The 25,360-nt window shown below is 71.1% G+C and carries 23 protein-coding genes, 2 tRNA genes and 1 other RNA gene; 17 read left to right on the top strand and 9 right to left on the bottom strand.

The window, feature by feature from the left end:
- Window positions 1-39 precede the first annotated feature (39 nt).
- The 4 genes from BMY89_RS26020 to BMY89_RS26010 all read left to right on the top strand — a co-directional run bounded on the left by BMY89_RS26020 (window position 40) and on the right by BMY89_RS26010 (window position 2,056).
- The gene (locus BMY89_RS26020) at window positions 40-381 is read left to right on the top strand and encodes a hypothetical protein (protein ID WP_092382731.1); all 342 of its coding nucleotides are present in this window, start codon (window positions 40-42) and stop codon (window positions 379-381) included.
- Window positions 382-467: 86 nt separating this feature from the next.
- On the top strand, window positions 468-635 hold the full coding sequence (locus tag BMY89_RS30580) for a hypothetical protein (RefSeq protein WP_170147777.1): 168 nt from the start codon (window positions 468-470) through the stop codon (window positions 633-635).
- 130 nt (window positions 636-765) lie between these two features.
- Window positions 766-1,293: a tRNA adenosine deaminase-associated protein gene (locus BMY89_RS26015; RefSeq protein WP_092382701.1), complete on the top strand. Its 528-nt coding sequence runs from the start codon at window positions 766-768 to the stop codon at window positions 1,291-1,293.
- Window positions 1,294-1,507: 214 nt separating this feature from the next.
- The gene (locus tag BMY89_RS26010; RefSeq protein ID WP_092382730.1) at window positions 1,508-2,056 is read left to right on the top strand and encodes a nucleoside deaminase; all 549 of its coding nucleotides are present in this window, start codon (window positions 1,508-1,510) and stop codon (window positions 2,054-2,056) included.
- A gap of 16 nt (window positions 2,057-2,072) precedes the next feature.
- Here the strand turns inward: BMY89_RS26010 and BMY89_RS26005 are convergent, their stop codons facing one another.
- Window positions 2,073-3,020 carry a hypothetical protein gene (locus tag BMY89_RS26005; protein ID WP_232521551.1) on the bottom strand — a complete coding sequence of 316 codons (948 nt, stop codon included), beginning with the start codon at window positions 3,018-3,020 and terminating at the stop codon, window positions 2,073-2,075.
- Window positions 3,021-3,230: 210 nt separating this feature from the next.
- Window positions 3,231-3,938, bottom strand: a complete 708-nt coding sequence (gene deoD, locus BMY89_RS26000; protein WP_092382700.1) for a purine-nucleoside phosphorylase — start codon at window positions 3,936-3,938, stop codon at window positions 3,231-3,233.
- Between the two features lie 75 nt (window positions 3,939-4,013).
- On the opposite strand from deoD, the gene BMY89_RS25995 reads away from it, so the two are divergent.
- The 5 genes from BMY89_RS25995 (at window position 4,014) to BMY89_RS25975 (ending at window position 10,580) form a co-directional block, all read left to right on the top strand.
- Window positions 4,014-4,100: transfer RNA gene (locus BMY89_RS25995), tRNA-Ser, on the top strand.
- A 123-nt stretch (window positions 4,101-4,223) separates the two neighbouring features.
- The gene (locus BMY89_RS25990) at window positions 4,224-5,453 is read left to right on the top strand and encodes a cytochrome P450 (protein ID WP_092382699.1); all 1,230 of its coding nucleotides are present in this window, start codon (window positions 4,224-4,226) and stop codon (window positions 5,451-5,453) included.
- Window positions 5,454-5,593: 140 nt separating this feature from the next.
- Window positions 5,594-7,192 (top strand): FG-GAP-like repeat-containing protein, encoded by a 1,599-nt coding sequence (locus tag BMY89_RS25985; RefSeq protein ID WP_232521550.1) that lies wholly within the window; start codon window positions 5,594-5,596, stop codon window positions 7,190-7,192.
- Between the two features lie 50 nt (window positions 7,193-7,242).
- The gene (locus BMY89_RS25980) at window positions 7,243-8,874 is read left to right on the top strand and encodes an FG-GAP repeat protein (RefSeq protein ID WP_232521549.1); all 1,632 of its coding nucleotides are present in this window, start codon (window positions 7,243-7,245) and stop codon (window positions 8,872-8,874) included.
- Window positions 8,875-8,942: 68 nt separating this feature from the next.
- Complete coding sequence (locus BMY89_RS25975; RefSeq protein WP_232521548.1) at window positions 8,943-10,580, top strand: FG-GAP and VCBS repeat-containing protein; 1,638 nt, start codon at window positions 8,943-8,945, stop codon at window positions 10,578-10,580.
- Between the two features lie 6 nt (window positions 10,581-10,586).
- Here the strand turns inward: BMY89_RS25975 and BMY89_RS25970 are convergent, their stop codons facing one another.
- Genes BMY89_RS25970 through BMY89_RS25955 form a run of 4 tightly spaced genes read right to left on the bottom strand, consistent with a single transcriptional unit; the run spans window position 10,587 to window position 12,720 of the window.
- Window positions 10,587-11,117: a thioredoxin domain-containing protein gene (locus BMY89_RS25970; RefSeq protein ID WP_092382695.1), complete on the bottom strand. Its 531-nt coding sequence runs from the start codon at window positions 11,115-11,117 to the stop codon at window positions 10,587-10,589.
- A gap of 38 nt (window positions 11,118-11,155) precedes the next feature.
- Window positions 11,156-11,713: a hypothetical protein gene (locus tag BMY89_RS25965; protein WP_092382694.1), complete on the bottom strand. Its 558-nt coding sequence runs from the start codon at window positions 11,711-11,713 to the stop codon at window positions 11,156-11,158.
- Between the two features lie 42 nt (window positions 11,714-11,755).
- A complete protein-coding gene (locus tag BMY89_RS25960; RefSeq protein WP_092382693.1) occupies window positions 11,756-11,962 on the bottom strand; it encodes a DUF397 domain-containing protein in 207 nt (68 codons plus the stop codon).
- A complete protein-coding gene (locus tag BMY89_RS25955) occupies window positions 11,953-12,720 on the bottom strand; it encodes a helix-turn-helix domain-containing protein (RefSeq protein WP_092382692.1) in 768 nt (255 codons plus the stop codon). The genes BMY89_RS25960 and BMY89_RS25955 overlap by 10 nt, the downstream gene beginning before the upstream one ends.
- A 248-nt stretch (window positions 12,721-12,968) precedes the next feature.
- Between BMY89_RS25955 and BMY89_RS30575 the strand changes: the two genes are divergently transcribed.
- Window positions 12,969-13,307 carry a hypothetical protein gene (locus BMY89_RS30575; protein WP_175510425.1) on the top strand — a complete coding sequence of 113 codons (339 nt, stop codon included), beginning with the start codon at window positions 12,969-12,971 and terminating at the stop codon, window positions 13,305-13,307.
- A complete protein-coding gene (locus tag BMY89_RS25945) occupies window positions 13,304-13,546 on the top strand; it encodes a flavin reductase (RefSeq protein ID WP_092382691.1) in 243 nt (80 codons plus the stop codon). Before BMY89_RS30575 ends, BMY89_RS25945 begins: the two co-directional genes overlap by 4 nt.
- Window positions 13,547-13,650: 104 nt before the next feature.
- Here BMY89_RS25945 and BMY89_RS25940 read toward each other — a convergent pair whose 3' ends face one another.
- Both BMY89_RS25940 and BMY89_RS25935 read right to left on the bottom strand, forming a co-directional pair.
- Window positions 13,651-14,796, bottom strand: a complete 1,146-nt coding sequence (locus BMY89_RS25940; protein ID WP_092382690.1) for a hypothetical protein — start codon at window positions 14,794-14,796, stop codon at window positions 13,651-13,653.
- Window positions 14,793-15,158, bottom strand: a complete 366-nt coding sequence (locus BMY89_RS25935; RefSeq protein ID WP_092382689.1) for a PadR family transcriptional regulator — start codon at window positions 15,156-15,158, stop codon at window positions 14,793-14,795. The genes BMY89_RS25940 and BMY89_RS25935 overlap by 4 nt, the downstream gene beginning before the upstream one ends.
- Window positions 15,159-15,462: 304 nt before the next feature.
- Here BMY89_RS25935 and BMY89_RS25930 point away from each other — a divergent pair, with 304 nt between their 5' ends.
- The gene (locus BMY89_RS25930) at window positions 15,463-16,644 is read left to right on the top strand and encodes a right-handed parallel beta-helix repeat-containing protein (RefSeq protein ID WP_092382688.1); all 1,182 of its coding nucleotides are present in this window, start codon (window positions 15,463-15,465) and stop codon (window positions 16,642-16,644) included.
- Between the two features lie 90 nt (window positions 16,645-16,734).
- On the opposite strand, the gene BMY89_RS25925 is transcribed toward BMY89_RS25930, so the two are convergent.
- A tRNA-Ser gene (locus tag BMY89_RS25925) sits at window positions 16,735-16,819 on the bottom strand.
- 81 nt (window positions 16,820-16,900) lie between these two features.
- Here BMY89_RS25925 and ffs point away from each other — a divergent pair.
- From ffs to BMY89_RS25900, 5 genes are all read left to right on the top strand, one after another.
- Window positions 16,901-16,990, top strand: an RNA gene (gene ffs, locus BMY89_RS25920) — signal recognition particle sRNA small type.
- A 204-nt stretch (window positions 16,991-17,194) separates the two neighbouring features.
- On the top strand, window positions 17,195-20,095 hold the full coding sequence (locus BMY89_RS25915; protein ID WP_092382687.1) for a DNA polymerase III subunit gamma and tau: 2,901 nt from the start codon (window positions 17,195-17,197) through the stop codon (window positions 20,093-20,095).
- 161 nt (window positions 20,096-20,256) lie between these two features.
- Window positions 20,257-20,565 carry a YbaB/EbfC family nucleoid-associated protein gene (locus BMY89_RS25910; RefSeq protein ID WP_232521555.1) on the top strand — a complete coding sequence of 103 codons (309 nt, stop codon included), beginning with the start codon at window positions 20,257-20,259 and terminating at the stop codon, window positions 20,563-20,565.
- A 7-nt stretch (window positions 20,566-20,572) separates the two neighbouring features.
- Window positions 20,573-21,166 carry a recombination mediator RecR gene (gene recR, locus BMY89_RS25905; RefSeq protein WP_092382685.1) on the top strand — a complete coding sequence of 198 codons (594 nt, stop codon included), beginning with the start codon at window positions 20,573-20,575 and terminating at the stop codon, window positions 21,164-21,166.
- A gap of 139 nt (window positions 21,167-21,305) precedes the next feature.
- Window positions 21,306-25,292 (top strand): golvesin C-terminal-like domain-containing protein, encoded by a 3,987-nt coding sequence (locus BMY89_RS25900; RefSeq protein WP_139218013.1) that lies wholly within the window; start codon window positions 21,306-21,308, stop codon window positions 25,290-25,292.
- Window positions 25,293-25,360: the final 68 nt, after the last annotated feature.

Genomic DNA, 25,360 nt, shown 5'->3' with positions numbered 1-25,360 from the left:
ACGGACAGCCGTCCATGCGTGGGAGGAGTGCGGGCACCGATGATGCCGTACAACCCGTCAGGCCTCTTCCCCTCCGGGCGGCCCCCACGCCCCACCTACCGGGAACCGCACCCGGTCGGCGGCGCCAGCGTCGCGGCGGGCGCCATCGGCACGATCGCCTGGCTGGGCCTCTTCGGCCTGCTCGGGCGCAGCCTCGCCGGGTACGCCTGGTGGACGCTGCTCGCCGCGGGCCTGGCCTGGCTCGCCGCCCTGGTGCTGGCCCGGTACGGCGACCGGGGGGCCGCCGCCGGGATAGCGATCGTCACCGCCGGAGGCCTGAGCATCGTCACCGCCGCGGTCGTCACCAGGTGGGTGACCAGCGGAGACTGGCCACTCTGGTGACCCCACCGGCGGTGACTGCGGTGCGTCGTCGTGCATGCACTGAAACCCATCTTGACTGGATCGCCGTAACTCGGCACTCTCCCGGTATGGCCTGGACCACTCCGCGGATGGACCCCGACCGCAGCCGCCGTCGCCTACAACTGCTGGCGCAGTTGGCGGATGCGCGCTCGGTACGCGAACGTGAACGGCCACAACGCGCCCGCACCGAGCGGCTGCGCCAGCTGATCGCCACCCGCCGTCGACTGGCCGGCTGAACACCTCGGAGATCCTTCCCCAGGAATGACCGGCCCTTCGGGGCGTTGACCGGTCGCCTGCCGACCCGACCGGCTAACCTGCACGCTTAACGGGTCGGCGTGTGCTGTGCCGAGGCAACTTGGGGGAACCGTGTCGTACTTCGCTGCGGCCGTGCTGCGCGAAAAGGGCGGCTGGACGGCCGCCGAGCTGAACCTGCGGGGCACCGCCGACGTCGACGAGGTCGCCGATCGGCTGCGTGACGCCGCTCCGGACGCCGACCTGTCGCTGCTCTTCGTCGAGGCGGACGACACCTACCTGGTCATCCTGCGTCTCGACGAGGGTGAGGACCTGCGGGTCTTCGGCTCCGACTCGGCGTACGCGGAGGAATCCCGGCTGGGTGCCCTGCTGGTCGGTGACCTCAAGACGTCGGTCACCGGACTGGACGACACGGAGGAGGCGCGTCCGGCCGCCACGGGTGGGGACGACACCGAGCAGCCCGCCGTCGACCCGGAGGCGGACCCGGTGGGCGAGGCGGATCTCCTCACCGACCTGGGTATCCCCGCGCAGCGGCTGCTGTCGCTCTGCGCCCACGAGGGGATGATGCCGGCCGACGTCACCGCCGAGATCTGCCAGGTGCTGGGCTGCGTCGACGAGGTCGAGGAGCTGCGTGAGGTCTGAGCCGGCTGATACCGCGTCTGCGCGCGGTGCCGGCCCGCTTGGCGGTGCGGGGCCGGTTGGCGGTGCCGAGCCCGCCGACGTGACCGACCCGGCGCTGGGCACGGTGCGGCCGGGACAGCCCACGCCCGGCTCGCTCGGCCGCGTCGGCCCGGGGGCGGACGAGGGCTTGGCCGACCCGACCGGCACCGGCCGGCGGCAGCGGCACGAACTCTGGATGCGCCGGGCCATCGAGGTCGCGGTGACCGGCCCGGACGACGCCGCGCCGGCGTCGGCGGGCGGTGCCTCCGACCCGGCCGCGGGTGGTCCCGACCTGCCCGGCGACGTGCCGGTGGGCGCGGGTGGGCGCGACGTGGCGGTGGGCGTCGGTGATCCTGGCCTGTCCGGCGACGTGCCGGTGGGTGCGGTGGTCTACGGACCGGACGGCCGGGAGCTGGCGATCGGCCGCAACGAGCGGGAGCTGACCGGCGACCCGACCGCGCATGCCGAAGTGCTCGCGTTGCGTGGTGCGGCCCAGCGGTTGGGGCACTGGCGGCTGGACGGCTGCACCCTGGTGGTGACCCTTGAACCCTGCACCATGTGCGCCGGCGCATCGGTGCTGGCCCGGGTCTCGACCGTGGTCTTCGGCGCCTGGGAACCGAAGACCGGTGCCGCCGGCTCCCTCTGGGACGTGCTGCGCGACCGCCGGCTCAACCACCGCCCCGAGGTCTACGGCGGCGTGCTGGCGACCGAGAACGCGGCCATCCTGCGCGCCTTCTTCCGCTGAGGACCTTCCCGTCGATCTAGGGCGTATCGCCGTGACTGGATCTCCTTCGGCGACGATTCGCCCTAGATCGACGAGCAGCGAGAAGTGCTTCGATGATCGACGAGGGGTCGTAGAGGTCGGCGGCGGTGGCGTAGTGCACGAGCCAACCCTGGCGTTGAAGCCAATTGTGGCGGGAACGGTCACGCCTCAGACGGTGGGCGTCGAGGTGAGACGAGCCGTCGTACTCCACCGCGATCAGATGGTGTGGGTCGCCGAGGTCGAGGCGGTAGCGGAGGCGGCCGGCCTGCTGCACGGGAAACTGCGGTACGAAGTCCGTGATCCCAGCGTCGTGCAGTATCAGCCGAAGTAGCGTTTCCTGCCGGCACTCCGCCCGACCGTCGGCGAGAGGCACCAGTTCTCTGGCCTGCCGTACGCCCCGCAGGCCGTCGTGACGCGCCACTTCGGCAAGCAGGTCGGCGCTGTCCACGGCCCCGGCGAACAGGGCGGCATCGAGCACGGGTAACGCCTGCCGACGAGGCAACGTGCGGGCCAGGTCTACCGCACACCGGGCCGGCGGGGCGCAGGGAAGCCCGAGTAGCCGGATGACGTGGTCAAGCGGGAGTACGGACTGGTGGGCCGTCACCCCTCGACGCTGCGGAAATGGGGTCGTCGCCGGGACCAGCAAGTGAACCGTCTGGCTTTGAGCGACACCGAAGCCGTGCAACTGCGCGGCGCTCTGGAAGCCCAGCACCACCAACGGTGAGGCGGCGCGCAGCGCACAGCGCGCCCGACTCAGGAGCCCTGGCTCGTCCGGTCCGGAGACGTAATAGCCTCGGTGAACCCGGTGCAGGCGCGTCGTCCGGCTGGCCCGCCACCGGATGGCACCGGCGGAAAGCCCCGCGTCGCGCAGCTGGCTGAATTGCTTGGGAGGCAGGCCCATCGGAATCTGCCAGGGAAGGGCCGCCGCCTGCGCGTAGAGATCCATGGCTGGTCACTCTGCCCAGCGAGCCCCTCCGAGTTCCGCCCCGGCCGCGCGCCCTGTGGACAACGGGAACCCTTGTGGAAAACCCCCACCCCCACACCGCATCTGCTAGGGACGGCGCCCCTGCCTCGCCGATCTAGGGACTATCGCTGTCGTTGGAGATCAACTAGCGACGATTCGCCCTAGATCGACGAGGCGGGTGAGGTCGGGCGCTCAGGCGGTGATCGTGTCCAGGGCGACCTCCACCATCTGGCTGAAGGTCTGCTCACGCTCCTGCGAGGTGGTCTTCTCGCCGGTCTTGATGTGGTCGCTCACCGTCAACAGCGTCAAGGCGCGAGCCTTGAACCGGGCGGCGATGGTGTAGAGCGCGGCAGACTCCATCTCCACCGCCAGCACGCCGTACTCGGCGAGGCGGTCGTAGAGGTCCGGCCGGTCGGTGTAGAAGGCGTCCGCGGCCAGGATCGGCCCGACCCGCATCGCGATGCCGCGCCGCTCGGCCACCTCGACCGAGGTACGCAGCAACCCGAAGTCGGCGACCGGGGCGTAGTCGATCAGCCCGTCGAAGCGCATCCGGTTCATGTTCGAGTCGGTGGACGACCCGATCGCGGCGATCACGTCCCGCAACTGGAGGTCCTCGCTGAGGGCGCCGCACGAGCCCACCCGGATCAGCGACTTCACTCCGTACTCGTTGACCAGCTCGTGTGCGTAGATCGAGGCCGACGGCATGCCCATCCCGGAGCCCTGCACGGAGACCTCGACGCCGTTCCAACGGCCGGTGAAGCCCAGCATGCCCCGGACCGTCGAGTAGCAGGTCGCGCCTTCGAGGTAGGTCTCCGCGATCCACTTGGCCCGCAGGGGGTCACCCGGCATCAGGACCCGCTCGGCAATCTCGCCCGGCTTCGCGCCGATGTGCGTACTCATGGCAGAGATCCTGCCAGGCCGGCCTGGCCGGGACCGGTTCGGCGTCGGAAACGGTGGTCCTGTACCCTCGTCGGCGGTGGCGTGTCCGAGCGGCCTAAGGAGCACGCCTCGAAAGCGTGTGAGGGTTTACGCCCTCCGAGGGTTCAAATCCCTCCGCCACCGCTCGTCAACAGCGTGAACGCCCGGCACGGTCCGTGAGGATCGACCGGGCGTCTCCGTTTCCAGGCCGTCGATCACCGTGAGTGATCGATTGCCTTCACTGTGATCTCATGCCATGGTGTCCTCATGATCCCCGCCGAGGCCGCTCCCGTGCCACACCCCTTCAACGTCGACGCGGATGGCATCGACCGGACGCCCGGCCCGGACAAGCACCCCTACTACGCGCGGTTCGCCGCCTCCGGCTCAGGTGTCCTGCCGGTGGTCCGGCAGGTCGGCGGGGAGTGGCTGCCGGCGCTGCTGATCTGCCGGTACGACGACGTCCGGGAGGTGCTGCGGCGGCAGGATCTGTTCTCCCGGGCCACCGCCGCCCATGCTGACCAGGTCGATGTCTCCGGGACGATGCTCGGGATGGACGGTGCGGAGCACGCCAAGGTCCGGGGCACGGTGAAGGACAGCTTCACCAAGCCTGCCGTGTCCGAGCTACGCGACACGGTGCGCGCGGCCGCCGAGGCGCAGCTTGCTGTGCTGGTCGCCAAGGGCGGCCGGGCGGATCTGGTCGGTGACTTCGCCGTACCGTTCGGCCTGAACGTGATCTCCGATCTGCTCGGCCTGCCGGAGCCGGATCGGGCGCAGTTCCGCCGCTGGGGCGACATGTTCATGGGCTCGGGCGACCTCAGCCGCGCCGAGGCCGCGCGGTCCGCCGAGGAGATGGGCGGCTATCTGTGGCAGCAGTTGGACGGGCGGCGGGGTTGCCCGAGCGATGACCTGATGACCCGGATCGCCACGGCGGCGGCGGACCAGCCGGTGGACGTCCAGGTCAAACTGCCCCTCTCGTTGATCGTCGGCGGGTGGGAGACCACGGCCAGCTCCATCTCGACCTTCGTGTACCTGCTGCGCACCCGCCCGTACGCCGGGCACGACTGCGCGTGGGATCACCTGCTGCAGCATCCGGAGCAGGTGGACGGGGCGGTCGCGGAGTTGGAGCGGCTGCACTCGACCTCCAACGGCGACGAGATGCCCCGCCGGGTGATGGCGGATGTGACGCTGCCCAGCGGTGCGCGGCTGACCGAGGGCGACATCGTGATCCCGTCGCACGACGCCGCGAATCGGGATCCGCGGGTCTTCACCGACCCGGAGCGGATGGACTTCGGGCGGGACCCGAACCCGCACCTCTCCTTCGGTTACGGCCCGCACTACTGCATCGGCGCGCACCTGGGGGCGCTGGAGGTGCGGGTCGCGCTGGCGCTGCTGCTGCGGGAGTTGCCGGGGTTGCGGCTGGCGGTGGCCCCGGACGAGGTGCGGTGGAAGCAGGGGCACGCCATCCTCGGCCCCGTGGAGCTGCCAGTCACCTGGTGAGGATCGTGCGCCCGTCCAGTCCCCCATGTCTGACCGACCGGACATGGTTTTTGATCTACGTATCCCTAGGATGTGTGAGCGGCTACGGGGATACGGGGGTTTCGATGCGGCGGAAGCTTGCGGGACTGACAGTTCTGACGGTGTTGACCGGGCTGGCGGTGGGTGCCCCCGCGCGGGCGGCGGACGAGTTCCGGATTATCACCCGGGACGGTCTCGTGATGCAGCACCACCGGGTGCCGAAGGCGGTCACCCCGGTGCAGGGGACGGGCGAGACCCGGTCCGACTTCGACGGGGACGGTGTCGACGACATCGCGGCCGCCTCCGAGACCATCAACTACAACTATTCGGCCCACTACCCGAGCGGTCTGGTCGTGGTGCGGTACTCGTCCGCGCCGCAGCTCGACTATCTGATGGGCTCGTTGACGAACAACACCTCGTCCAGCTTCGGTGTCGCCTTGGTCGCCGGTGACTTCAACGGTGACGGCTACGACGACCTGGCGATCGGTGATGATGGCGAGGTCGACCAGAGCAACAAGGCCCGGGGCGGCGGCGTCTGGGTCATTCCGGGCAGCCCCACCGGCCTGGTGGTCGACTCGACCACGCATTTCAACCAGAGCTCGCCGGGTGTGCCGGGCGCCTCCGAGGACTACGACGCCTTCGGCGCGTCCCTGGCGGCTGGCGACATCAACGGCGACGGGCGCGACGACCTGGCGATCGGTGCCTTCAAGGAGGCGATCGGCGACGTGCTGGAGGCCGGTGCGGTCACCGTCCTCTACGGCGGGGTCGGCGGGCTGACCACCGCCGGGGTGCAGCAACTGCACCAGGACCAGGCCGCGGTGCCCGGCTCGGCGGAGAAACGCGACCACTTCGGGATGGCCCTGGCGATCGGGAAGGTCAACAACAACAAGTACGCCGACCTGGTCATCGGCGCGCCGCACGAGAACGACGGCAAGTCCTGGGACGGCACCGGGATGGTCACCCTGATGTGGGGGTCGGCCAGTGGCGTGAAGCTCAGCGGCGCCACCTCGGTCACCGGCGCGGGGGTGTACAAGGCGACCGGGCGCAGCGACACCGTCGCCTGGTACCTCGGCGATTCACTCGCGATCGGAGACGTCAACGGCGACGGGCTGGGCGAGGTGGTCGCCGGAGCGTCGGGTGCACAGACCCCGCACATCAACGGCGGGCTGGTCGCGGTCTTCACCGGGCGCACGGGTGGTCTCTCCGGCAGCGCCGTGAAGATCTTCACGCAGCGTACGGCCGGTGTGCCGGGCTCGCCCGAGACCGATGACCGGTTCGGTGCGACGCTCGCGGTGGGCGATGTGACCGGCGACGGTCGGGCGGACGTGCTGGTCGGCGCGCCGGGCGAGGCGATCGGTACGAAGTCCGGGGCGGGCACGGTCGCCCTGCTGAAGGGGAGCAAGTCGGGGCTGACCGGCACCGGCGCCCAGGGATTCGACCAGGACCACTCGGTGGTGCCGGGCGGCGCGGAGCGCGCAGACGAGTTCGGTGCCTCGGTGGCCATCCTCAACCTCAACGGCACCGGCCCGCTGGACGCCGTGGTGGGATCGCCGGGCGAAGAGGTGGCCGGTGATCTGGCGGGGTACGGGTCCGGGACGATTTCCCGGTTCCACGGGGCCTCCGGTGGACTCGTCCCGCAGTCCAGCTCGTGGAGCGGACGTTCGTTGAACACCGACCGCGTCCAGCTCATGAACTACAGCGAGTGCTTCGCCGGCCGGTAGCGAGCGATCAAATGGGGGTTCTGATGCGACGAAGAGTCGCTGGAGTTTCGGTGCTGGCGCTTGCGGCCGGCATGGCGGTTGGTACGCCCGCACAAGCGGCGGCCGACGAGACCCGGACCATCACCCGGGAAGACGTGGTGCTGCAATTCCACCGGGTGGCGAAGACGACCACGCCGGTGAACGGGACCGGGCCGACCCGGTCGGATTTCGACGGTGACGGCGTCGACGACGTCGCGGCCACCGGCGACCCGGGCGAGTTCCGCCTGCCGCACCACCCGACCGGGGTGGTCGTGGTGCGCTACTCGTCCGCGCCGCAGGTCGACTACTTCGCAGGGGTTCTCTCGTCCGACGGCGGCTGCTCCTGCTTCGGCATCTCGCTCGTCGCCGGTGACTTCAACGGGGACGGCTTCGACGATCTGGCGATCGGCGACATGGACGAGGTCGACCCGGGCAACAAGACCCACGCCGGCGGGGTCTGGGTCATCCCGGGTAGCCCTGCGGGCCTGGTGGTCGACTCGGCGCAGCACTTCAACCAGAGCTCGCCCGGCGTTCCCGGCGGCGCGGAGGACTACGACTGGTTCGGTTCGGCGCTCGCGGCCGGTGACATCAACGGCGACGGGCGCGACGACCTGGCGATCGGCGCGTACCAGGAGGCGATCGGGAGCGTCAAGGACGCGGGCGCGGTCACCGTCCTGTACGGCGGCGTCGGCGGGTTGACCACCATCGGTGCGCAGCAGCTGCACCAGAACCAGGCCGCGGTACCCGGCTCCGCCGAACGCGGTGACCACTTCGGTCGGACCCTCGCCATCGGGAAGGTCAACAACAACAAGTACGCCGACCTGGTCATCGGCGCCCCGGGTGAGAACGACGGCCAGTCCTGGAACGGCACCGGCATGGTGACCCTGATGTGGGGGTCGGCCAGCGGGGTGAAGCTCAGCGGAGCCACCTCGGTCACCGGGGCGGCGATCTACCCGAAGACGGGCGACCCGAACGCGGTCGCGTGGTATCTCGGCGAGACGCTCGCGATCGGTGACGTGAACGGCGACGGTCTCGGCGAGGTGATCGCCGGTGTGCCCGGCGCGCAGAACCCGGCCATCTACGCGGGTCTCATCGCCGTCTTCACCGGCCGCACCGGCGGCCTGTCCGGCAGCGCGGTGAAGGTCATCAGTCAGCGTACGGCCGGTGTGCCGGGGAGTGCTGAGCAGGACGACAGGTTCGGCGGGGCGCTCGCGGTCGGTGACGTGACCGGCGACGGTCGGGCTGACGTGCTGGTGGGCGCGCCGGGCGAGGCGATCGGCACGAAGACCGGGGCGGGCACGATCGTCCTGCTGAAGGGCTCCGCCTCCGGGCTGACCGGCACCGGTGCCCAGGGCTTCGACCAGGACCACGCGGTCGTCCCGGGCGGTACGGAGCGCGACGACAAGTTCGGTAACTCGGTGGCGATCCTCAACCTCGACGGCACCGGCCCGCTGGACGCGGTCGTGGCGTCGGACGGGGAGGAGGTCGCGGGCGACCAGGCCGGGCACGCCTCTGGCACGATCTCCCGGTTCCACGGCTCCGCCGCCGGGCTCGTCCCGCAGGCCGGCTCGTGGAGCGGCCTGTCGCTGCGTACCGATCTGGTCTGGCCTCGGCGTTACGGCATGCGGATCGCCGGCCCGCAGAGCGGCGGCGCGCTCTACTGAGCGTGCCCGACTCAGCACAACAACGATCACTGAGAAACGGGGTTTCGATGCGACGCAGAGTCGCTGGAGTGTCTGTGTTGGCGGTCGCCGCCGGCATGGCGGTGAGTGTGCCCGCCCAGGCGGCGGCGGACGAGTTCCGGACGGTTACCCGGGACGGGATCGTCCTGCAATACCACCGGGTGGCGAAGGCGGTCACCCCGATGAAGGGGACGGGTGCGACCCGGTCCGACTTCGACGGTGACGGCGTCGACGACATCGCCGCCTCCGCCGACCCGTTCGAGCACAGCCTGCCGCAGTCGCCGGCGGGCCTGGTGGTGGTGCGTTACTCGTCGGCGCCGTATGTCGACTACTACGCGACGGCGGTCTCGCCGGCCGGCGGCTGCGTCTGCTTCGGCACCGTCCTCGCCGCCGGGGACTTCAACGGCGACGGCTACGACGACCTGGCCGCCAGTGACCAGGAGGAGTACGACCCGGGCGCGAAGGTGCACGGCGGTGGGGTGTGGGTGATCCCGGGCAGCAGCACCGGCCTGCAACTCGACTCGGCGAAGCACTTCAACCAGAGCACGGCCGGCGTACCGGGCGCCTCGGAGAACCAGGACTGGTTCGGGTCGGCGTTGGCCGCCGGTGACATCAACGGTGACGGTCGGGACGACCTGGCGGTCGGGGCGTACGGCGAGGCGATCGGCAGCGTCCAGGAGGCCGGTGCGGTCACCGTGCTGTACGGCGGCGTCGGCGGCCTGACCGGGACCGGCGCGCAGCAGCTGCACCAGGACCAGGCCGCGGTGCCCGGCTCGGCCGAACGCCTCGACCACTTCGGCTGGACCCTGGCCATCGGGAAGGTCAACAACAACAGGTACGCCGACCTGATCATCGGCGCGCCGCAGGAGAACCAGAACTCCTCGTCGACCGGCAGCGGCATGATCACGCTGATGTGGGGTTCGGCGAGCGGGGTGAAGCTCAGCGGGGCCACCTCGGTCACCGGGGCGGCGCTGCGGAAGGCGACGGGCCGCAGCGACAGCTACGTGTGGGACCTGGGCATGGCGCTGGCGGTCGGTGACGTCAACGGCGACGGGTCGGGTGAGGTGCTCGCGGGAGCGCCGTTCACCCAGAGCCCGAAGGGGAACGAGGGCATGGTCGCGGTCTTCACCGCCGGCTCGGCGGGGCTCTCCAGCGGTGCGGTGAAGCTCGTCTCGCAGCGGACGGCGGGCGTGCCGGGATCCCCGGAGGCCGGTGACCGTTTCGGTGCGACGCTCGCCGTCGGCGACGTGACCGGCGACGGACGGGCGGACGTGCTGGTGGGTGCGCCCGGCGAGGCGATCGGTACGAAGACCGAGGCGGGCACGGTCGCGTTGCTCAAGGGCTCCGCCTCCGGGCTGACCGGCACGGGTGCCCAGGGGTTCGACCAGGACCACGCGGTCGTTCCGGGCGGCACCGAGCGGGACGACTGGTTCGGCGGCTCGGTCGCGATCCTCAACCTCAACGGCACCGGTCCGCTGGACGCGTTGGTGGCGTCGCCGGGCGAAGATGTCACTGGCGACCAGGACGGGCTCAGTTCCGGCTCGGTCGCGGTGTTCCACGGCTCATCCGGCGGGCTCGTGCCGCAGTCCGGTTCGTGGAGCGGCCTGAGCATGCGTACCGACTTCGTCTGGCCCAAGTGGTACGGCCGGCGGATCGCCGGCCCGCAGGACGGCGGCCTCCAGGGATGACCCGGCTCAGCAGGGGCCGTGGCCCTCGACGAAGAGGCGGTGTGCCCAGTCGGCGTACCCGGCGATGACCTTGCGGACCTCGTGGCCGTCGTGCAGGAACAGGTACGCGCGGTCGCCGTCTCGGGCGAGCAGTCCGTCGAAGCGGTGTGTCCCCTGTGGAGCACTCAGCTGACGTACGGTCGGATAGCTGGCCTTGACCTCGGCGACCGGCGTGCCGGCCGCGATGCCCTCCGGGGTGCGGACCGGGTCGCCGGCCCAGAGCAGCACCAGCCGGTCGTCGATGAAGATCGGGCTGATCAGGGCGTGCCCGGCCAGCGTCGGGCCGCAGGCGTCGACGTCGGTGCGGAGTATGCCGCGCCTGGTCAGCTCGCTCTCCGTGTCGCCGAAGTCGACGTCGGCCAGGCCGTCGCGGTCGACGACGGCGACCGCCGCGACCGGTTCGGGCACGGCGATGCTGCCCGGTGGCACGGGCCCGCTGGCCGAGATCGAGGCAGCAAAGAGCAGTGCGGCGATGAAGCCGAATTGTCGCAATTTCATGGAATCCCCCAGTCCCCAACGTGACGGGGGCCAAGAGGTTATTGGTGAGCTTCCCATTCGTCGGCCAACTCGTCCCAGTAGTCGGCGCTCAGCCCGCGTCGCCCGTGCGCGAGCCACCCTTCGGTGCTGCGCTCGACGTGTAGTCCCAGCTCAGCGAAGGGGTCGATCCATCGGCCCGGCTCCGCGCCCAGTTCGATCAGTGCGGCGTTGATCGGCCACTCGGGGCGTGGCTTGTCGAACGCCGCGTCGAAGCGGGGCCCCCAGGCCAACGCGCCGCCCAACCAGACCGCCGCCGCCTGGTGCCCGGCCCCACCGGCGAACTCCGCCTCGACGTACGCCAGCGGGCCGCGTCGGGACCAGTGGGCCAGCACCTCGGTCAGCGGGGCGGAGAGGGTGAGGGTGAAGGGTTGCCCCGGGCCGGGTTCGTCGGCCGCGTAGTCCGGCGGTGTGCCGGTCAACTCCTGCACCAGCTGCGGAGTCAACGGCAGCAGGGCGAAGTCCTGCCGGAGCGCGCCGAGGACGGCATGATCCAGCTCGCGGGTCTCCTCGCGCAACAGCCCGCCGTCCGCGACGACCGCGCTGAGCTGGTAACTCACCCCGCGTCCACAGCCTGTGGATAGAACATGTGTACGACGGGGTCAGGTGTTGTTGACTTCGGTGACGAAGGCGCGCCAGGCGGCCGGAGTGAAGACCAGCGCCGGACCGGTCGGGTCCTTCGAGTCGCGTACGCCCACCACGTCGGGCAGGTTCCCTGCGACCTCGACGCAGTTGCCGCCGTTGCCACTGCTGCGGCTGCTCTTGCGCCATTGCGCGCTGGCCAGCGCGGGGATGTCGTTCACTGCCATGACTCCGCCACCTCCCTGATCAGGTCGACCGACTGCCAGTGCGAGAGCGTCTCGCCGCGCACGTTCTCCCACGCGGCAAGTATCGCCGCGATGTCGGCCTGTTCGCTCACCACCTGCCCGTGCAACTGGTTGTCGAGGTAGCCGGCGATGCGGTGATCGGGCGCGGTCGCCAGCACGAACGGGCCGTTCACTCCAGCGTATTCGCCCACTGTGGACGGCACCACGTGTATCCGGATGTGTGGCCGGGTGGACGCCTCGGCGAGCGCCAGCAGTTGCTCGCGCATGGTGGCCGGGCCGCCTACCGGCCGGCGCAGCACCGCCTCGTCCAGCACGGCGGTGAGCAGCGGCGGCTCCTCGCGGTGGAGGATCAACTGGCGGGACATTCGGTGGTCGACCAGCCGTGCCACCTCGCTGCGGGGGATCAGGCCGCCGCCGGTGAGCACCGCGCGGGCGTACGCCTCGGTCTGGAGCAGGCCCGGTACGACCAGGGATTCGAAGGAGCGCAGCGTTGTCGCCTCGCGCTCGATCTCCTGCCAGGGGCGGAACCAGACCAGCGCCCGACGTCTCGAAATGTCCGGCCAAATGTCCGAGACATTCTTCTGGAGCGTGTCTGCCGCCGTGAGGCGGTGCCGGGCATGCGGGATCCGATCTTCGAGCAACCACCGACTCACCGTCTTCGGGTCGACGCCGACGCGTTCCGCGAGCGACTCGATCGTGTGCCCGGTGTCCCGCAGCGCCACCCGCAGCGCGTCGTTCATGGCCGCCTCCCATCGGACGTCTCGAATATCCGCCGACCATATACACACGCCATGTAGTTGTCCCGTCACTTGCGGGAAGTTGGGGTATCGATGGCGCGGCCGGTGGCGGTTTATCCCCCTTTGACCCGGCGGTCGTGGCATCGGGGGGCCGCCGTTAGGGCGAGCAACCACGGCGGCCCCCACCCACTACTCGACGCGCTGTCGAGCTGACTGCACAGGCGGCTCAGCCGGCGGGCGAACGGATCGGGGTGCGTGTGCTGAACAAGTCCGCGAACCGCTCGCCAGACGGCTCGATCGTGCCGGGGGAGTTGTTCCTGCTGACCCGTGCGGCGTCGCCGCAGTTCGTCCGCCCGATCACCATCCGGGTCATCCGGCACCGCACCGACCGGACCACCTACGACGGGTGGACCTGGATCGAGTGCTACCAACTCGACGCCCGAGGCGACGCGGTCGAGCGCCGCGAGCTGTTCGTCATGTCGGCCGGCCTGATCCCGGCCGGTCCGGTTGGTCCGGGCAGGACGGTCGAAACAGTTGGTCGGGGCCGGACGGTTGGTCCGGTCGGTCCCGCCGGGACGGTCCGCCGATGAGTCGCCGTCGCCCGGAGCACGCGCCGTCCCGCCCGACGTGGCGCTGCCGGAACTGCGGTGTCGCGTGGCCGTGCAGCGCGGCGAAGCTACGGCTGCTGGGGGAGTACCGGGATGACCGGACGGCCCTGCTGGTGCACCTCGCGACGCTGTACGCGGAGGCCACCGCGCAGCTCGGTGACGGAGCGTCGGCGGTCGGGCTGTTCGACCGGTTCGTGTCCTGGGCACGTGCGCGGGGGTGAGGAGGCTGTCCGCGTACCGTCAGCGGGAGCTGGACCGGGACGGACCTGCCGTGCGACCAGGGGCCGCTCCCGGTCGGAACGGCCCCTGCCCCCGTTGTTGCGCCTCAGCCCGGCACGACGGTTTGCAGTGGTGGTTGCTCGCCAGGGCGGGCGAGCAGAATCGCGGCGACGGCGACCACGAGGCCGGCGGCGCTCAGCCCGAGGACCAGCCAGGACGGGCCGAACGGGTAGTACTCGCCGGGCGTGAAGGCACTGTGCACGGTCAGCGGAGGGCCGTCTTCGGCGCTGCCGTCCCGGAACACCCGCATGACGTTGCCGTAGAGGGCGACCGCCGGCAGGGCCAGCGCCAACAGGGCCCCACCCCAGAGTGCGGCGGCGGCGCGGCGGCGTCCGGGCGTCGCTGCCGCCATCCGGTACGCGACGGTCGCCGCGACCAGCCAGCCGGCGAGCAGACCGACGGCGGTGCCGAGGACGAGCAGGGGCAGGAACGCGGCGGTGCGCTCCGGCATCGCATAGAACGAGACGGTACTGCGGATGGCGACGGGACTGTTTTCCACAGGGTTCCAGCCCATCACGTGAAGGATCAGGCCGTCCGACTCGGCGGTGAAACGCGCACCGTGTAGCGGCACCTCGACGAGCGAGCCAGCGTCGTCGAGGGTGCCCGACATGCCGGTGGCCGGGGTGAAGCCGGAAACCGACCAACCGTCGTCGGCCAACCGCTGCCGGACCTGCTCGGCATCCCAGGTGCCGTCGACCTGGCTGGATGAGTGGGCCGTTTCGGCGGTCCACGGCGACGTTGAGTAAAGGCGGTGGACCGTGCCGGCCTCTCCGCCGACCTGCTGCGTGAGCCGGGTCATGGCGGCGTCATCGGGCAGGTCCGCGAATGTCTGTGCACCCAGCCATGAGCCGGCGGCGGCACCGAAGCCGCCCATGGTCAACGCGGTGAGCAGCGCCGTGAGCGCCATGAACGGCCGACCGGCGGGCAGCCGGAACCGCAGTCGTAGGCCACTGGCGATCAAATGCAGGGCCTCGCCGGTACGCGGGCGGCGCTGGCCAGGTGTTGCCATCTCCAGCAGCGTGGTCACCAACTCGGTGCCGTGCCGCCGCCGGTGTCGGCGTGGAAAGGCGAGCAGCAGCCGGCGGTAGCCACGTTCCAGGCGGTTGTCGGCGGTCGGCCAGTCTGCGGTGTTGCGGTCAGGGGCCGACCAGGAGTCGGTGTTGCGGTCGGGGGTTGCCCAGGCGGCGGTCATCCGGTCACCGTGCCGAAGGTCAGGGCGCTCGCCGTGCCAAAGGTCAGGGCACCACCGAGACGCTTGCCCAGCTGGATCTCGGCGGCTGTGGCGTGCCGGCGGAGGCGCTCGATCTGGACCTGGAGCGCAGCGGCTCCCGTGTCGCTCAGCCGGTAGTAGCGGCGTAGCCGTCCCTCGACGGCCTCCTCCCGGTCGACGGTGACCAGGCCCTGCTCGGCCAGCCGGTCGAGGGCGCCGTAGAGGGTGCCGGGCCTGAGCTTGACCTCGCCCGCCGAGAGTTCGTCGACCGCCCGGATCACCCCGTAGCCGTGCAACGGCTGCGCGGCCAGGGCGGTGAGGATCAGAAAGGTAGGTTCCTGCATGTGGTCGATAGTACGGTCACCGTTATATTCCGTCAACCGTTCATTGCGGGTGGTAGTCACTCCTGCATTCACAGGCTGTGGATGGAACATGTGTACGACGGGGCAGCCTGGATCGCCCGACGGGTGCAAGGATGACTCCGATGGTGCCCGAGACGGTGCCACCACGGGGGATCAATCAGAACCGGAGAGACCGCATCCGGCCCGGCGCGAACGCGCCGGGCCGGTCGTCGCCCGGCCTGCTTCCTCGTGCCATCAGCACCTCGACCGGCCTGATTCCAGGGCGGTCACCCCTCAGGGAGCAAGCATGCAGGAGAATCGTTCACACCGCCGCCAACTGTTCCGGGCCGCAGCGGTCACCGCCGGTGCCGCCGTCACCGCGCCGGTGCTGGGCGGCATCGCGCCCGCCCAGGCCGCCGCGCTCGCTGCGACCGGCGCGATCCCCTGGGTCGGCCCGGCCGGCTCAGGCGCCACCTTCGAGGTGAACCCGAACCTGGGCGCTCAGGCGGCTATCAATGCGGCGCTGGGCACGGACAGCCAGCGGGCCGTGTACGTCGCACCCGGCAGCTACAACCTGAAGGCCCCGGTGGTACTCGGTGACAAGCAGGCCCTGATCGGTGCCGGCCCGCTGGTCACGATGCTGACCGCGGCCTCGGGATTCAACGGGGCGGCCCTGGTTGTCAACCCGTGGTCCGGTGAGCAGGCCGGCGCGACCCGGCAGTGCGTGACCGACATCGGGCTCGACGGGGCGAGTCGAGCGGCCAACGGGGTCAACTTCCAGATGAACATCAAGCCCGATTCGTACGGGCCGGACCCGGCGCCGTGGCTGACCCGGGTCTTCGTCACCCGGACCACCGGCGACGGTTTCCTGCTCGGCGGCACGTACGCGGGTGGGCAGCGGGAGTTCAAGATCACCGACTGTCGGGTCGAAAACGCGGGTGGCTGGGCATACAACTTCCAGGCGTCGGACGGGTTCATCAGCGGCTGCTCGGCCCAGGGCTGCAAGGGCGGCGGTTACCTCCTCGGCGGTGGCAACATCAAGATGTGGGGCAGCAAGGCGTACGGCATCGGCACCGCGACGGATCCCGCTCCCGCGTTCCGGATCGATTCCTCGCGCGCGACCGTCGTCGGCTGTGAAGCCCAGGACACCGCGGGCAACGGTTTCGAGATCCTCGCCCCGAACTCCACGCTCTCCGGCTGCACCGCGGACTCGACGGGGATCGGCAGCAGCGACACCAGGAACGAGAACTCCGCGGGCTTCTACGTGGCCGCGTCAGCGGTGAGCGTGGAGGGCGGCTCCTTCCAGCGGGCCAACGGCGGCGCGAAGTGGATCGTCTCCGGGGCGGGCATGCGGTCTGCCCTGTACGTGGCCGGCGGCGCCGACTATCTCTCCGTACGGCTGGTCACCGGGCCGAACCGGCCGGCGCCGTTCCAGAACCTGATCACCGGTACGGTCGGCGCCAACTCGTCGGTCTCGGTCCTCGGCTGACTCCGGACCCGCCGGTGAAGGAAATCGGGTAGGGACGAAGGAGGGCCGGTCCCCGTCGGGCCGGCCCTCTCGTGGTGCTGCTCAGGTGAGCGGAGGATACGAGATTCGAACTCGTGAGGGTGTAAACCCAACACGCTTTCCAAGCGTGCGCCCTAGGCCTCTAGGCGAATCCTCCGCCGATCAGGATACAGGTCTTCGTCGACCCGCCCACCCCACCACCCCCTGAGGATCCGGCACGGGTCGGGTAGGCTGGGGCCACCTCCCGTGCGGCGGTATCTCGTGAACCTCCCCAGGGCCGGAAGGCAGCAAGGATAAGCGAGCTCTGCCGGGTGCACGGGGGGCCTTTTTGTCTCGTGCCCGCGTGGTCCTGCCCGACGGCGGCGTGATCGACTCCAGGTCGCCGATGTGGGGGTGTTCCGAGCACTGTGATGCCGCCATATCCGCGAAACGGAGCTGATCAGCACTGGACCGCGCCGCTCCGGCGGCGGGGTGGGTGGTCAGGCGGCGCGGGTCGGCGCAGAATGGCTCGGTCGAGAGGAGGCGGGACGCCGTGGCACTGGCGCTCTACCGCAAGTACCGGCCGCGTACCTTCGCCGAGGTCATCGGGCAGGAGCACGTCACCGAGCCGCTGTCGCAGGCGCTGCGCAGCGGGCGGCTGAACCACGCGTACCTCTTCTCCGGCCCGCGCGGCTGCGGCAAGACGTCCAGCGCCCGCATCCTGGCCCGCTCGCTCAACTGCGAGCACGGCCCCACCCCGGAGCCCTGCGGCACCTGCGACTCCTGTCGCTCGCTCTCCGGCGACGGGGCCGGCTCGATCGACGTCATCGAGATCGACGCGGCCAGCCACGGTGGCGTGGACGACGCCCGCGAGCTGCGCGAGAAGGCGTTCTTCGCGCCGGCCAACAGCCGGTTCAAGATCTACGTCATCGACGAGGCGCACATGGTCTCGTCGGCCGGCTTCAACGCCCTGCTCAAGCTGGTCGAGGAGCCGCCGGAGTACGTCAAGTTCATCTTCGCCACCACCGAGCCGGAGAAGGTCCTCGGGACGATCAAGTCGCGGACCCACCACTACCCGTTCCGGCTGATCCCGCCGAAGACCCTCCGGCCGTACCTTGAGCAGCTCACCGAGGCCGAGGGCGTCCAGGTCGAACCGGCGGTCTTCCCCCTGGTCGTGCGGGCCGGTGGCGGCAGTGCCCGGGACAGTCTCTCCGTGCTCGACCAGCTCATCGCCGGTGCCGGCCCGGAGGGCGTGACCTACGCCCGGGCCGCCGCGCTGCTCGGCGTCACCGACGCGGCGCTGATCGACGAGATGTGCGACGCCCTCGCGGCGGGGGACGGCGCTGCCGCGTACGCCACCGTCGACCGGGTCGCCGAGGCCGGGCACGACGCCCGCCGGTTCGCCGCCGACCTGCTGGAACGGCTGCGCGACCTGATCGTGCTCCAACAGGTGCCGGACGCCGCCACCAAGGGCCTCATCGACGGGCCGGACGACCAGATCGAGCGGATGGCCGCCCAGGCCCAACAGCTCGGCCCGGGCACCCTGTCCCGCTGCGCCGACATCGTGCACGACGGCCTGGTGGAGATGCGTGGTACCACCGCGCCCCGGCTGCTGCTCGAGTTGATCTGCGCCCGGATGCTGCTGCCCGGCGTCGACGACTCCACCGGCGGCCTGCTCCAGCGCCTCGAACGGATGGAACGCCGGCTCACCCTCGCCGGCACCGACGCGCCGTCGGCCGCCGCCGGCTCCGCACCCCCCACCGACCCCCCGGCGGTACGCACCCAGCCTCCCGCCGCGCCCGCGGCTGCCGCCGCGACCAGGGCCGAAACCGGCGCTGCCGCGCCGGCTACCGCCAACGGCGCACCCGCACCCGTCACCCGCGACGGCGTACCCGCACCGGTCACCCGCGACGGCGCACCCGCACCCGTCACCCGCGACGGTGTGACCGCACCGGCCGTTTCGGGGGCAGCGGTGGCCGGTACCTCCCCGACGGGCGGTGGGGCGGACTCGGGCTCCCGCGCCGCAGCGAACGGAACCCCCGGTGGGCCTGGTCCCTCGGGCCGGTCGGGTGGGAGCCAGGGCGGCGCAGCCGCCGGTGCGACCCCGTCCCGGCAACCGGTACCAGCGTCGGCCGTCATGCCGGATCCGGCGACCCCGGAGCCGCCCCGCCCCGGCGCGGTGACCCCGGGCGTGCTGGACGCGGTCGCGGTGCGCCGGGTCTGGCCGGAGGTGGTCGGCAAGGTCAACCGGAGCAACAAGCGGATCGCCGCGCTGATGCGCGATGCGGTCGTACGCGACCTCGACGGCGACACGCTCGTGCTCACCGTGAAGTCGGGCGTGCTGGCCCGGATGATGTCCGACCACGCCCAGGTGCTCACCGACGCGCTCTACGAGGAGTTGGGCGGGCGCTGGCAGATCCGGTGCGAGGTGGCCGGTGAGCGCGGCGGCATGTCGCCCGGCAACCCTCGCGCCGCATCCCGTCCCGCCCCTCCCGCTGACCCGACCGCCGCCGGCCCGGGCGGTGCCGGCCCGGGCGGTGCCGGCCCGGGCGGTGCCGGCCCGGGCGCGGGCGATGCCGGCCAGGGTGCGGGCGATGCCGGCCAGGGTGCGGGCGATGCCGGCCAGGGTGCGGGCGATGCCGGCCACGGCGGGGGCGGTGCCCAGGGCTCCGAGGTTGCCCCCACCCCGTCCGGCCAGACTGCCGATGCCGATGCCGATGCCGATGCCGATGCTGGTGCTGGTGACGCGGGCGGGCCGGGTGGTGCTCCGCCCACCGCTGCCGCGGACGACCACGAGGACTGGCCGGAGCCGGCCCGCCCCGGTGGTTCCGCATCGGCCGCTGCCGCTCCTGCGGGCGGTGACCTGGATGACGGGTGGCCGGAGGCGGCTCGCCCCGGCGGCTCGGCCGCGCCTCCCGTCGTCTCTCCGGCGGGCGGGCCTGCTGCCCCGGCCGGCGCGGCCGGTGCCTCGGCCGGAGGTCGGGCCGGTGCCCTGGCGGGCGGTCGGGCCGGTGCCCCGGCGGGCGGGGCCGGTGCTTCGGGTGGTTCGCCGGGCGGGTCGAGGGCGGCCGTACCGCCGCGACAGGGTGCGGCGACCAATGGCAATGGCAGCAGCGGCCCCGGTGGCGCCCCGGTGAGCAGCGCGATCGCGGCGGCTCGGGCGGCGGCGGCTGGCCGGGGTGTGCGTACCGCTGCGGCGACACGGCGGACCGCGGACGTCGAGTTCGCCGGCGAGCCGCCGTACGACCCCGATTTTGACGGCCCGGTGCGCGATGGCGCGGGACGCCCCGGCGGCGCGCAACGGGCTGCCGCTCCTGCCTATGAAGGCTTCGACCCGGGCGACGAGCCGCTCGACGAGATCATCGACGAGAAGACCGCCCGCGAGTCGAGCGAGGAGCAGGCCGTTCGCCTTCTCCGCGAGACCTTCGGCGGCGCCGAGAAGATCACCGACTGATCCCGATTCCACCGTCGATAGCTAGACGTGGGAGGTCGACGTGGGATGTGTGGCGGCGGGGGTGCGGCGGGCGAGGGCGGGGTCGGTGGGACCGTTAGGGTGGGCGGCGGCAGGGTAGGCGAGTTGAGGGAGTCATCGTGCGGCCTGGTGGACAGCCGAACATGCAGCAGATGCTGAAGCAGGCGCAGAAGATGCAGCAGCAGATCGCCAAGGCGCAGGCCGAGCTGGCCGAGGCCGAGGTGACCGGCACCGCCGGTGGGGGTCTGGTCACCGCCACCGTCACCGGTTCCGGTGAGGTCAAGGGCATCAAGATCGACCCCAAGGCGGTCGACCCGGATGACGTGGAGACGTTGGAGGATCTGGTCGTCGCCGCGCTGCACAACGCCTCCGAGGCGGCCCGGGAGCTGACCGAGCAGAAGATGGGCCCGGTCACCGGCGGGATGGGCGGCCTCGGCCTGCCCGGGTTCTGAGCCCCAGATGTACGAGGGCGCGATCCAGGATCTGATCGACGAGCTGGGGCGGCTGCCGGGCGTGGGCCCGAAGAGCGCCCAGCGGATCGCCTTCCACGTGCTGTCCGCCGACCCGGCCGACGTCAACCGGCTGGCCGGGGCGCTGCGGAAGGTCAAGGAGCTGGTCCGCTTCTGCACCAGCTGCTACAACGTCGCCGAGTCCGACCAGTGCCGGATCTGCCGCGACCCGCGCCGCACCGACGAGGTGATCTGCGTGGTCGAGGAGCCGAAGGACGTGGTCGCGATCGAGCGGACCGGTGAGTTCCGCGGTCGGTACCACGTGCTCGGTGGGGCGATCAATCCGTTGGAGGGCATCGGGCCGGACAACCTACGCATCCGCGAGTTGCTGGTCCGGCTCGGCGGCGGCGAGGTCCGCGAGCTGATCCTGGCCACCGATCCGAACACCGAGGGGGAGGCGACCGCCACCTACCTCGCGCTGATGGTGAAGCCGATGGGGATCGCCGTGACCCGGTTGGCCAGCGGGCTACCGGTCGGCGGCGACCTGGAGTACGCCGACGAGATCACCCTGGGCCGGGCCTTCGAGGGGCGCCGGGCCGTGTGACGACCCGCCAGTGCGGCGGGCGGTGACCCCGGTGTGGGTTGGCTCAAACCGGCGGTGGTGTGGCGGTGGGCCGACGATGACGTACCGGTGGTGCGCTCCGTGAATCTGGACGCCCTTGTCCGGGTTCGCGGAGGTCACCGTGCGTCGTTCCCTTGTCTCGTTGCTGGCGTTGGCGGTGCTTGTCCCGCTGGCGCCGTCCGGCACGGCGGCGTCAGCCGCGCCGTCCACTCCGGATCCTGATCCCGGTCCGCCCCGACCACCGCAGGCGGCACCGCTCGCACCGGACCGGGTACTGGACCCGGACCGCCGGCTCGGAAAGTCCTGGCGGCGCTCGGCCGACCGGGTGATGACCACCTCAGCCGACGAGACCGGGCTGCACATTCTGGTGGCGGACGCCGACGCTGCCTACCAGTGGCGGACCGTGGCGACGCTGGCGGAGCCCGGCGTGGCGACGGATCAGTGGGTGGGCCAGGCGTGCCTCACCGGGTCGGGTCGTACGGCGGTGGCGGTCTACGCCCCCCGGCAGTTCACCAACCGCGAGACGCTCTCCAACGCGGGTGCGTTCGCGGCCGTGGTGAACCTGGAGACGGGTCGGGTCAGCAAGCTGCCCGAGCGCTACTCGCTCGCGTATCACAATCCGGGCTGCGGCACCGGGGAGAGCGCGGTGCTGACCCGGCTGGAGCTGCCGGCCACCCCGGAGGCGGGTACCGCCGCGCGGACGGTGCTGACCACGGTGGACACCCGTCGGGCCGGCAGCGGCCGGCAGGTGATCACGCCCGGCCAGGTCACCTCCGCCATTCCGGTGGGGCAGACGATCGTCGCCGCCAAGGGCGACGAGTTGGTCAGCGTCGACCGGCAGGGCCGGCTCACCACCCGGGCCCGCACCGGCGGAACCCCTTTCCGGCTGCTACCCGACGGGGCCGGCGATGTCGCGTTCCAGGTGGCTCGGGCCGACACCACCGACCTGGTCCGCTACGCGGGAGGCGAGCTGACGACGGTGGCCTCGGCGCCGCTCGGCACGGTCAAGCTGCGGCCTGGTGCGGACGGTCAGGTCTTCGTGGTGGGCGGTCGCAGTGGCGCCCGGCTCGCCGGCCGGTCGCTGCCGGCCCGGTGGCGGTCCGTCGACGCGCTGCCGGACAGCGACGTGTCGCGCAGCGGCGACCTGGTGGTCACCCGGGTACGTACCGGCACCGAGGCGGCCGGGCAGGGCGGCGGTGCCGGTGACGGCCGGCCGGACCGGGTGGCGATCTCGGCTCAGCTCGCCGACGGGTCGGATGTGGCGTTCAGCGTGGCACCGGCGCTGCACCGGGCGGGCCGGGAGCGGACGGCCGCGGCCGGCGGTTCCGATGACGGCACGGCCGCCCGTACCCTGGCGGCCGATCCGGATCCGGCGACGGTGCCCTGGGACCCGGACCGGTCCTGCGCGGTGCCCCGCAACGACGAGAACATCCAGGTCTACCAGCCCAGCCGGGAGCAGATGGAGTGGGCCGCCAACCTCGCGGTACGCGGTCAGCTGACCTTCCAGCGGCCGGCCAACTGGGCCAACAACGGGCTGCCGGCGTACGCGCCGCAGGGGATGTTTCCCTCGCTGCCCCTGTCGGGCGGTGGTTTCGTGCCGGCCCAGGTCTTCCTCGGCATCCTGGCTCAGGAGTCGAACCTGCTCCAGGCCAGTTGGCACGCCGTGGACGGGCTCGCCGGTAACCCGTTGACCAGTCTCGGCTTCTACGGGCTGGACCTGGCGAACCCCGACGTCACAAAGATCAACTGGGGTCACACCGACTGTGGCTACGGCGTCGGCCAGGTGACCACCGGGATGAAGCGGTCCGACACCGACCAGTGGATCACCGGTGTCCAGTGGGACTACACCAAGCAGCAGGCGGTGGCGTTGGACTACGCCACGAACGCCGCCGCCGGACTGCGCATCCTCCAGGACAAGTGGAACACCACCCGCGACGCCGGCCTGATCGCCAACAACGGCGACCCGAAGTACATCGAGAACTGGTGGTTCGCCATCTGGGCGTACAACACGGGCTTCTATCCACAGTCCGGGTCGGAGCCCTGGGGCGTGGGCTGGGCGAACAACCCGAGCAACCCGAACTTCCCGCCGGACCGGCAGATGTTCCTCACCGCACCGCTGGACGTGCCGACCGCCAACCCGCCGATCGACGACGACATCGGGTACGACAACGCCAAGCACCCCAACCACTGGTCGTACCCGGAGCGGGTGATGGGCTTCGCCTACACCTCGCTGCGCCGGTACAACTACTCGACGGGCAACTACTCGCCGACGTACTCCACCGCGCTGGAGCGCAACAAGCTGGTGGCCCAGCCGACCCGGTTCACCTTCTGCGTACCCGCGCGCAACGCCTGCGACCCGGCCACCTCGCAGGTGCCGGGTGGCCACCCGGGCGAGCCGGCGGGTCCGTGCACCCGGGACGACCTGAAGTGCTGGTGGAGCGGGCCGGTGACCTGGACGGACTGCGCGATCAACTGCGGCCTGGAGACCAGGCGGTACACCAGCGTCGAGCCCCGCCCGTACGCCACCGCCATCTACGACTCGCAGTGCGGCCGGGCCGGCCTGCCGGACAACGCCCTGGTCGTCGACGACATCGACAGCGCCAGCGCCCTCGGTCCGCAGGGCTGCGCTCGCAACCACACGCGGGTCGGAAAGTTCTCCTTCACCTACCAGGGGCGACCAGGGCCGAACGGGACGACCATCTACCCCGGCAAGGTGGACACCCACCAGATCGGCGGTGGCTTCGGCGGTCACTTCTGGTTCGCGCACAGCCAGCAGTCCGAGACCTCCCCGCACAAGGTGACCGGGCGTTGGACGACGACCAACCGGTTGAACGGCTGGGCCACGGTGATGGTGCACATACCGGATCACGGGGCGCACACCCAGCAGGCGAAGTACACCATCAACACCGGGCAGGGGGTGAAGACCCGGTACATCCCGACCCGGACCGAGCAGCATCGCTGGGTGAAGTTGGGTACCTACCAGTTCTCCAACCAGGCCGCGCAGTACGTCGAGTTGACCAACATCACCGAGGACGGCAAGGGAGTGGAGGACGTGGCCTGGGACGCGGTGGCCTTCGTGCCGCTCGCCGCCAAGCCCCGGCACTTCGTGGTGGCGATGGGTGACTCGTACGGATCGGGCGAGGGCGCCGGCGGCTACTACGGCGAGACGGACAACAACTACGGCAACCAGGCCTGGAACGCGTGCCGGCGGACCGACCGGTCGTGGCAGATGCTGACCCGGCTGCCCGGCTCGTCCAGCTCGATCAAGGATCGGGTGGCGGCACACGACCCGAACGTCGACTTCCAGTTCGTCAGCTGTTCGGGCGCCACGGCGGCGAAGATGCGTGGTACGGCGACACCGAGCCACTGGCAGGCTTCGTCACCCTCGATCGGTTACTACCACGGGCAGGCCGAGGGGCAGTTCCGGGAGATGTCGCAGATCGAGTCGGGAGCGCTGGACGTCAACACCACCCTGGTGCTGCTCTCCGCGGGCGGCAACGACGCCAACTTCTCCGGCACGATGAGCCACTGCGCGATCGAATCCTGCGACACCGCCAGTTACGAGTCGCTGGTACGTCAGCGGATCGACAACTCGCACTACCAGGTGCGCCAACTCATCGACGCGGTGGCGACCCGGGCGCCGAACGCCACGATCATGCTGGTCGGCTATCCCCGGTTGTTCGCCGACTACCACCAGGACCAGTGTGTCTTCGGCCGGTACAGCAGTGGCGAGATGAGCATGGTCAACCGGCTCGCCCTGCACATGCGCGACGGTCAGCGTCAGATGGTGGACCAGGCCCGGGCTGCGGGCCGTAAGGTCCAGTTCACCGACATGGTCGAGGGAATGCTCGATCACGGCACCTGCCGCAAGTACGACACCACCCACGACATCCTGGTGCCCGACGACATCAACTCGGTGGTGGTCGGCCCGGAGGGCGAGGGTGACTTCCGGATGGTGTCGGGTGACACCTACGCCACCTGCGTCGGATGGATCACGGCCGGCCTGAACGTCTGCCTCAGCCGCGCCTCGTTCCATCCGAAGGACACCGGCAACGTGACGTACGCAAATGCGGTCACCGCCCGACTGTCTGCCGTCGGCTACAACTGAATTGCGCCGGTTGGGGTCGGCCGGTAGCGGCCGGCCCCACCGGTTGCCCGCGGCGCGAGGGAGGTCGA

Origin of the sequence: Micromonospora phaseoli (assembly GCF_900109115.1) — a bacterium.
Classification (GTDB): domain Bacteria; phylum Actinomycetota; class Actinomycetes; order Mycobacteriales; family Micromonosporaceae; genus Micromonospora; species Micromonospora phaseoli.
This window is presented reverse-complemented; position numbering and strand designations above follow the sequence as displayed.

Coding starts and splice junctions, on each gene's coding strand:
- BMY89_RS26005 (WP_232521551.1), bottom strand. CDS start 3,020: ATGGATCTCTACGCGCAGGCGGCGGCCCTTCCCTGGCAGATTCCGATG.
- recR (WP_092382685.1), top strand. CDS start 20,573: ATGTACGAGGGCGCGATCCAGGATCTGATCGACGAGCTGGGGCGGCTG.
- BMY89_RS26020 (WP_092382731.1), top strand. CDS start 40: ATGATGCCGTACAACCCGTCAGGCCTCTTCCCCTCCGGGCGGCCCCCA.
- BMY89_RS25960 (WP_092382693.1), bottom strand. CDS start 11,962: ATGGCAGTGAACGACATCCCCGCGCTGGCCAGCGCGCAATGGCGCAAG.
- BMY89_RS25930 (WP_092382688.1), top strand. CDS start 15,463: ATGCAGGAGAATCGTTCACACCGCCGCCAACTGTTCCGGGCCGCAGCG.
- BMY89_RS26010 (WP_092382730.1), top strand. CDS start 1,508: ATGCGCCGGGCCATCGAGGTCGCGGTGACCGGCCCGGACGACGCCGCG.
- BMY89_RS25945 (WP_092382691.1), top strand. CDS start 13,304: ATGAGTCGCCGTCGCCCGGAGCACGCGCCGTCCCGCCCGACGTGGCGC.
- BMY89_RS25935 (WP_092382689.1), bottom strand. CDS start 15,158: ATGCAGGAACCTACCTTTCTGATCCTCACCGCCCTGGCCGCGCAGCCG.
- BMY89_RS25940 (WP_092382690.1), bottom strand. CDS start 14,796: ATGACCGCCGCCTGGGCAACCCCCGACCGCAACACCGACTCCTGGTCG.
- deoD (WP_092382700.1), bottom strand. CDS start 3,938: ATGAGTACGCACATCGGCGCGAAGCCGGGCGAGATTGCCGAGCGGGTC.
- BMY89_RS30580 (WP_170147777.1), top strand. CDS start 468: ATGGCCTGGACCACTCCGCGGATGGACCCCGACCGCAGCCGCCGTCGC.
- BMY89_RS25955 (WP_092382692.1), bottom strand. CDS start 12,720: ATGAACGACGCGCTGCGGGTGGCGCTGCGGGACACCGGGCACACGATC.
- BMY89_RS25910 (WP_232521555.1), top strand. CDS start 20,257: ATGCAGCAGATGCTGAAGCAGGCGCAGAAGATGCAGCAGCAGATCGCC.
- BMY89_RS25970 (WP_092382695.1), bottom strand. CDS start 11,117: ATGAAATTGCGACAATTCGGCTTCATCGCCGCACTGCTCTTTGCTGCC.
- BMY89_RS25990 (WP_092382699.1), top strand. CDS start 4,224: ATGATCCCCGCCGAGGCCGCTCCCGTGCCACACCCCTTCAACGTCGAC.